Consider the following 7,141-nt stretch of genomic DNA (forward strand, 5'->3'; position numbering starts at 1 on the left):
AAAAAAGGTAACACCTATTTTTTTTGTTACGAGTACGGTTATTTACCGTTGGAAAATGATTGGTTTTTAATTGTGAGAAGGAGGGAGGAGTAAGGTTCGCAGTCTAAATTCTAATAGCTTTAAAAGACCCGACTTAGAATTACCGGTTATCCAGTTATCAGATATCATCATAAAATCCACATTTTTACACATTTGTACAAATGTTCCACATCGGGATATATAAATGTATATTAACGACTGATCACCACCATCTCTTAAAATATTCTCCATGACGCAGATTGCTATTAACACACAAATTGAGACTACCAGATCCGTTACCCAGGAAGCCCTAAAAACCAAAGAATCTGCGAGGTAATTTCTTGTAGATGCAGGAATAATAAAAGATAAAAAAGAGCCGGCTTCCCATAATTCATCTACCAAGAGGTAATAATAAATAACAGTGGCTAATCATCAACCCTTATAAATAACCGACTTCCATAGTTGTGACAGAGAACTAGGGTTAAGAATTTTGAACGGAAATCAATTGACAGCAAGCACTAATGAGTGGAATTGGTTAGGGCCAGGTGTATATTTTTGGGAACAAAACCCCGCCCGTGCGTTAGAGTATGCAATTGATAGTGCAAATAATAAACAAAAAAATAAAGTTCGAATTGCAACCCCTTTTGTTATTGGATCAATCATTGAACTTGGAAACTGCTTAAACCTTTTAGAGCCATTCAGTCTTACGATACGATAAGATGTGCTTTTGTGGAGGGAATAAAATTTATCCCCACTCAAATTTTACTGACAGGTTACATATTGAGATTTGTGTTTTAAAATTGGATTTGATAAAAGGTTATTTTTTGACAAGACCGATTGAAGATTTTAATCCCTATGTGAAGAAAGATTTTGCCAAATCTTAATTTAAAATAGTTCCATTTTTTGCAACAGTGTTTTCTTACTAACCATCAGTGAAAGTCCGGCTCTGGTTTTTAATTGTGGCGAGTGAAGAATAATTGTAATAAGAGGAGATTTTCACCTCAACAGCAAAATCTCTTCCAGCATAACCCGCTCGTTGCTTAACCGTGGTATTTTATGTTGCCCGCCCAGCTTGCCTTTACTGCGTAACCACTGCGTAAATATTCCTTTGCGTAATGCATGTACAATGGGTAGGCGAAGCGCAATATCTTTATGCCGCTTGGCTTCATAATCACTATTGCTGTTTTTTAAAGCCATGTCCAGTTCAACGGTAAACTGGTGCAGGTTGGTTGGTTCTTTATCAAACTCAACCAGCCACTCATGTGCACCGTTGTTGTTGGCACAAAAATATACGGGAGCAGCGGTATAATCATTTACAACACTATTGGTTTTTTCTGCCGCAATTGCAATGGCCTTATCGCTGTTATCTACAATCACTTCTTCCCCAAAAGCATTCATGTAATGCTTTAGCCTGCCGGTTACTTTTATTTTATAAGGATTGATAGAAGTAAACTGGATAGTATCGCCAATTAAATATCGCCATAAACCACCCGTGGTACTAATTACCAATGCATAATTTTTTCCGGTTATAACATTTTTTAATCCGATGGTTTGTGGGTTCGGCTTACCATATTCTTCCACCGGCATAAACTCATAAAATATACCATGCTCTGTAAATAACAACATGCCATCCTCATCGGGCTTTTGCTGGCCTGCAAAAAAACCTTCACTGGCATTGTATATTTCCAGGTAGTTTACTTTGCCGCCAATAATTTTTTCAAACTGTTCCCGGTAGGGCACAAACGAAACGCCTCCATTTATATACAGTTCCAGGTTGGGCCAAACTTCTTTGATCGTTTCCTTTCCTTTAATTTCCAGAATGCGTTTTAATAATAACAATGTCCAGGTAGGTACACCTGCGATAGACGTTACATTTTCTTCGGCGGTTTTTTGCGCCAGCTTTTCAATTTTGTTTTCCCATTCGTCTAACAGTGCAATACTTAATTCAGGCGTACGCAGCCACTGACCCCAAAAGGGCGAGTTCTGCATCAGTATCGCACTCAAATCTCCAAATTGGATATCGTCATCAATTTTACTTAACTGGTGAGAACCCCCGATAACAAGCGCTTTGCCTGTAAGCAGGTCGCTGGAAGGAAAATTCTCGTAATAGGTTGTCAACACATCTTTGGAACCCTTAAAATGATTGTCCTTTAAACTCTCTTCGCTGATGGGGATGAACTTACTTTTGGCCGATGTGGTACCACTGCTTTTTGCAAACCAGTTAACTGGTGTATTCCACAAAATATTTTCTTCGCCATTCATCATCCGTTCTATGTATGGCTTTATGTCTTCGTACTCCTGTATAGGAATATTTCTCTTAAAATCCTTTATTGTAAACAACCGGGAGAAATGGTATTTTTTTCCAAACTCTGTGTATTGTGCAGCAGTTACCAGTTCCTGTAATACTTCCCGTTGACTGGCTACCGGATGATTACTCCAGTTTTTTATACGCCAAAAACGCATACGTGCAAGCCTTGAAATCGTTGGGGAAAGAAGCTTCATTAGCAGCAAGATAAAAAACTTACACGACTTATGAAAGACATTAATACGAAAAGCCCAAAATGGCTCGAAAGTAACGTGAAGCACAAAAGCGCTCATGATATTTTTGTGCGCATTGAACGACTCATCTGTAAAGGATGAACCATCTCCAATATCTACTTAATAAAAAAGTAATAAAGCGGTGAAAAAATTATAGCCCGTCCCCGTCCATCGCTTCAGGAATATCGGGAATCGCATCCATTGTATTTTCATTCTTTGCATCTTCATGCAAATAATCTTTTCTTTTTAATTCAAAGTTTTTACCCAGGTATAATCTTCTCACCTGTTCATCTCCGGCCAGCTCTTCTGCAGTACCATGTTTAAATATTTTTCCATCAATTAACAGGTAGGCCCTGTCGCAAATAGACAGCGTTTCATTTACATTATGGTCTGTAATTAAAATACCAATATTCCTGAATTTTAAACGGGCAACAATCGCCTGTATATCTTCCACCGCAATAGGGTCAACACCAGCAAAAGGTTCATCCAATAAAATAAATTTAGGGTCAACAGCCAGTGCCCTTGCTATTTCTGTTCTTCTTCTTTCACCGCCACTCAGCGTATCACCATTATTTTTTCTTACCAGTTGCAACCGAAATTCATCCAGTAATGATTCCAGTTTGTTCCTCTGTTCTGCTTTGTTAAGGGTTGTCATTTCCAGCACAGCTTTAAGATTATCTTCCACACTCAGTTTTCTAAAAATACTGGCTTCCTGCGGTAGGTAACCGATGCCCATTTTTGCCCTTTTATACATCGGCAGTTTGGTGATGTTAACATCGTTTAAAAATACTTCACCTTCGTCTGGCTTTATTAAACCAACCACCTGGTAAAAAGAAGTGGTTTTACCAGCCCCGTTTGGGCCAAGCAAACCCACAATTTCACCCTGTTGAACCGTAAAGGAAACATTGTCAACTACTGTACGGCTGCCATAAATCTTTACCAGGTTTTTTGTATAAATAGTCAGGCTCAAAATAGTATGTTTTGCCACAAAAATAATGTAAACCAAAATAAGGGTTGCGGGTGATTTTTATTTAACAGCAGTTTGTGCTTTATTGCTACTTAACTATGTTTGCAGATATTTTACGATCATGAAAATTACAGAACATATTTTACAGGCAAATAAAACGCTTGTATCCTTTGAAATTTTACCGCCGCTGAAGGGTAAAACCATCCAGTCCATCTATAACCATTTGGATCCTTTGATGGAGTTTAAGCCCTCTTTTATAAATGTAACCTATCATCGTAGTGAAACCATGTTTAAAAAAAAGGCAGATGCTACATTTGAGAAGGTAGAAGTGCGTAAAAGGCCCGGCACTGTGGCTATTTGTGCGGCATTAAAAAATCATTACAATATTGATACCGTGCCCCATTTAATTTGCGGCGGGTTTACTAAAAGAGATACCGAAGACGCCCTGATTGACCTTAATTTTTTAGGGATTGATAATGTGCTGGTATTAAGAGGAGATGCTGCTAAAAACGAAGCTAATTTTGAACCGGAGCCCAATGGCAATGCATATGCTGTGGAACTTTTAAAACAGGTGGTAAATTTAAAGAATGGTATTTACCAGGAAGAAGACATAAAAAATGGCGGCAAACCTGACTTTTGTATTGGCACCGCAGGTTATCCTGAGAAGCATTTTGAAGCCCCGAATTTAGAAACAGATATGTTGCATTTAAAAGAAAAAGTAGATGCAGGTGCTGATTATATTATGACACAAATGTTTTTCAACAATCAGAAATTTTTTGACTTTGTACAAAACTGCAGGGATATGGGTATTAACGTGCCGATTATTCCCGGTCTTAAACCTATCACCAATAAAAAGCAACTGACTATTTTACCTAAAATATTTCATGTAGATATACCCACCAATTTGTCGAATGCAATTACCGCTGCAAAAACAGACGAAGACGTGGAGCAGATAGGTACAGAATGGCTGATTCAGCAATCGAAAGAGCTAAAAGAATTCGGTGTTCCTGTATTGCATTACTATACCTTAGGTAAACCACAAGTAATTTATAATGTGGTAAAAGAATTATTATAAGTATTGTTTAATCAGTAGAAATCTTGTCGGGATTATTAAAAATTAATCACGGGATTTGTAAAATAGTTGACGGTTTTCAATACTTAATTGAAAATGTTAAACGGATTTTAAACATCCTATATTATATTTGTCATTCACGCAAGTCTCTTAAATACATATGTTCAATTTAATACTATTTGGTCCACCCGGCAGCGGAAAAGGTACACAAAGTGAAAAGCTAATTGCCAGGTATGGTTTAAAACATCTTAGCACAGGCGATTTACTTCGCGGTGAAATTTCCCAGCAAACCGCATTGGGTATGGAAGCAAAAAAAATCATGGATAAGGGGCAACTGGTTCCGGATGAAGTGGTGATTGGAATGATTAGTTCGGCACTGGATAACAATCCACAGGCGAAAGGTTTTTTATTTGATGGTTTTCCCCGCACGGATAAACAGGCAGAAGCATTGGACAAATTGCTGGACCTGAAAAAAAATGGGATTGCAGTAATGCTTGCACTGGAAGTAAGTGAAGAAGAGCTAGTTAAAAGACTGGTTAAAAGAGGGGAAACGAGTGGAAGAAGCGATGACAATAACGAAGCTGTAATCAGGGCAAGAATTGCGGAATACAATAGCAAAACAGCTGCAGTAGCCGATTATTATAAAAGATTTGATAAAGTAGTATTGGTAAAAGGGGAAGGTGGGGTAGAAAATATTTTTGATAGATTATGCAATGAAATTGAACCCCGGATAAACGGGTAATCAACTTTACAAGGAAAATTTATTTTAATAATAATTATAAAAAGCAAGCTTTAAAGGCTTGCTTTTTTGTTTTATCTTGTAGGGTAAATAGGATTGTATGGATCAGCAGAAACTTAATTTTATTATGGAGAAAGCGATACCTCTCTTAAATAATTTACCGGCTGATGCAACCGGTAAATGGGGCAAAATGAATGGGCAGCAAATGGTAGAACACCTCGCAGATTTTTTCAAAATATCTACCAGCAAAATAAAATATACCCTTGTAACCACCCAGGAAAATTTGCCCCGCTTAAAACAATTTTTATACAGTGACAAAGAATTCAGGGAAAACACCAAAGCGCCGATATTGCCTGATAAACCTTTTCCGGTGAGGTTTGGTAACATGGTAGATTCGTTAAAAGAACTGGACGGTGAGATAACGATATTTAACGATCAATATAATAGCAATGCCGGGCTAATAGTAATGCACCCGGTTTTTGGCGATCTTAATTTTGAAGAATGGGTGCTATTGCACTACAAACATGTAACCCATCATTTAAAACAGTTTGGGTTGACGTAGAAAAATATTTTAAAAGACAATCTTCATCAACGAAGATTTAAATTAAGGATCATGTGTTAGTAAATGAAATATCATTATACCGGAACCGGCCAAATTTTACAGGGATGTTATTTTATCATCAGGGTTTACATGGATATTTCGTATTTGAATTGTAGTTGGTTATTGAAAGGGGGATACAAAATCCCGGAAGATGCGAAGGAATAACTTGCAGAGATAAACAATCAATCATTTATAAACTACAATCCATGTTACAGGAAGTAAAAGACGGGTACGTAAAAACAGAAACCCACCAAGGCACAACCACCATTGAATTTTTTCATCCTAAAGCCAATTCGCTGCCTAATAAAATTTTAGCAGAGCTGGCGAAAGAAATTCATTTTGCCGGAACACACCAAGAAACAAAAGTGATTGTTTTAAAAAGTGGGGGAGATAAATCTTTTTGCGCAGGGGCAAGTTTTGATGAACTGGCCTCTATAAAAGATGAAGCAGACGGAGCCCATTTTTTCAATGGCTTTGCCAATGTAATCAACGCGATACGCAAATGCCCCAAATTTATAATTGGCCGGATAAAGGGCAGATGTGTAGGAGGAGGTGTAGGCCTTGCTGCAGCAGTAGATTATGCCATTGCATTAAACACCGCCGAAATAAAACTAAGTGAACTGGAAATGGGCATTGGCCCTTTTGTAATAGGGCCCGCAGTGGAACGTAAAATTGGCATTGCAGCATTTAGCGCACTGGCAATAGATGCCACCATGTGGCGCAACAGTGAGTGGGCAAAAAGAAAGGGAATGTATGCAGAAGTACACGAAACAGTGGAAAATATGGATGAATCAATCTTTCGTTTGGCCAATCATTTAGCCCACAGCAACCCTGAAGCAATGGCAGAAATAAAAAAAATGTTATGGCACGGTACAGCCCATTGGGATGAACTGCTGAGAGAAAATGCGGCTATCAGCGGCAAGCTGGTGTTGAGTGCTTTTACTAAAAAAGCCATTGAAAAATTTAAAGCACAAATTTAAAAAGATTCGCCATTTTCAGGCTGTGTACGATGCAGTTTTTTACTGATAAAACTTTTATCTCTCTCTGTGATAGGGTTGCATTAAACGATCCCGATCTGCAACTGGTTATTCGCCAGTATGGCTATCCTCCGCTGTGGACAAGGGCTGCCACATTTGAAACACTGATACACATTATTTTAGAGCAGCAGGTATCATTGGCCAGTGCATTGGCAGCATTAAAAAAGTT

The 7,141-nt window shown here is 38.1% G+C and carries 7 protein-coding genes and 1 pseudogene; 5 read left to right on the plus strand and 3 right to left on the minus strand.

Annotation, left to right across the window (positions count from 1 at the left end):
- Positions 1–66: 66 nt before the first annotated feature.
- The 3 genes from H7254_RS07110 to lptB all read right to left on the minus strand — a co-directional run bounded on the left by H7254_RS07110 (position 67) and on the right by lptB (position 3,526).
- Positions 67–420, minus strand: coding sequence for a hypothetical protein (locus H7254_RS07110; protein WP_301932311.1), 354 nt, complete (start codon positions 418–420; stop codon positions 67–69).
- Positions 421–1,014: 594 nt separating this feature from the next.
- The gene (locus H7254_RS07115) at positions 1,015–2,520 is read right to left on the minus strand and encodes a GH3 auxin-responsive promoter family protein (RefSeq protein ID WP_301932312.1); all 1,506 of its coding nucleotides are present in this window, start codon (positions 2,518–2,520) and stop codon (positions 1,015–1,017) included.
- Between the two features lie 187 nt (positions 2,521–2,707).
- Positions 2,708–3,526 carry an LPS export ABC transporter ATP-binding protein gene (lptB, locus tag H7254_RS07120; RefSeq protein WP_301932313.1) on the minus strand — a complete coding sequence of 273 codons (819 nt, stop codon included), beginning with the start codon at positions 3,524–3,526 and terminating at the stop codon, positions 2,708–2,710.
- Between the two features lie 118 nt (positions 3,527–3,644).
- Between lptB and metF the strand changes: the two genes are divergently transcribed.
- From metF to H7254_RS07145, 5 genes and pseudogenes are all read left to right on the plus strand, one after another.
- Positions 3,645–4,598, plus strand: coding sequence for a methylenetetrahydrofolate reductase [NAD(P)H] (metF, locus tag H7254_RS07125; protein ID WP_301932314.1), 954 nt, complete (start codon positions 3,645–3,647; stop codon positions 4,596–4,598).
- 157 nt (positions 4,599–4,755) lie between these two features.
- Entirely contained in the window at positions 4,756–5,337 is a 582-nt protein-coding gene (locus H7254_RS07130; protein WP_301921461.1) for an adenylate kinase, read from the plus strand.
- 97 nt (positions 5,338–5,434) lie between these two features.
- The gene (locus H7254_RS07135) at positions 5,435–5,896 is read left to right on the plus strand and encodes a DUF1569 domain-containing protein (protein WP_301932315.1); all 462 of its coding nucleotides are present in this window, start codon (positions 5,435–5,437) and stop codon (positions 5,894–5,896) included.
- A 245-nt stretch (positions 5,897–6,141) separates the two neighbouring features.
- Positions 6,142–6,915: an enoyl-CoA hydratase/isomerase family protein gene (locus tag H7254_RS07140; RefSeq protein ID WP_301921459.1), complete on the plus strand. Its 774-nt coding sequence runs from the start codon at positions 6,142–6,144 to the stop codon at positions 6,913–6,915.
- A 29-nt stretch (positions 6,916–6,944) separates the two neighbouring features.
- Positions 6,945–7,141 (plus strand): annotated as a pseudogene (locus H7254_RS07145) (DNA-3-methyladenine glycosylase 2 family protein); the annotation flags it as partial.

The organism is Ferruginibacter sp., from assembly GCF_014377975.1.
Classification (GTDB): Bacteria; Bacteroidota; Bacteroidia; order Chitinophagales; family Chitinophagaceae; genus Ferruginibacter.

What these genes read in the sequence shown, in the direction of transcription:
- H7254_RS07140 (WP_301921459.1), top strand. Translation starts at nt 6,142, where the DNA reads ATGTTACAGGAAGTAAAAGACGGGTACGTAAAAACAGAAACCCACCAA.
- H7254_RS07135 (WP_301932315.1), top strand. Translation starts at nt 5,435, where the DNA reads ATGGATCAGCAGAAACTTAATTTTATTATGGAGAAAGCGATACCTCTC.
- H7254_RS07130 (WP_301921461.1), top strand. Translation starts at nt 4,756, where the DNA reads ATGTTCAATTTAATACTATTTGGTCCACCCGGCAGCGGAAAAGGTACA.
- metF (WP_301932314.1), top strand. Translation starts at nt 3,645, where the DNA reads ATGAAAATTACAGAACATATTTTACAGGCAAATAAAACGCTTGTATCC.
- H7254_RS07115 (WP_301932312.1), bottom strand. Translation starts at nt 2,520, where the DNA reads ATGAAGCTTCTTTCCCCAACGATTTCAAGGCTTGCACGTATGCGTTTT.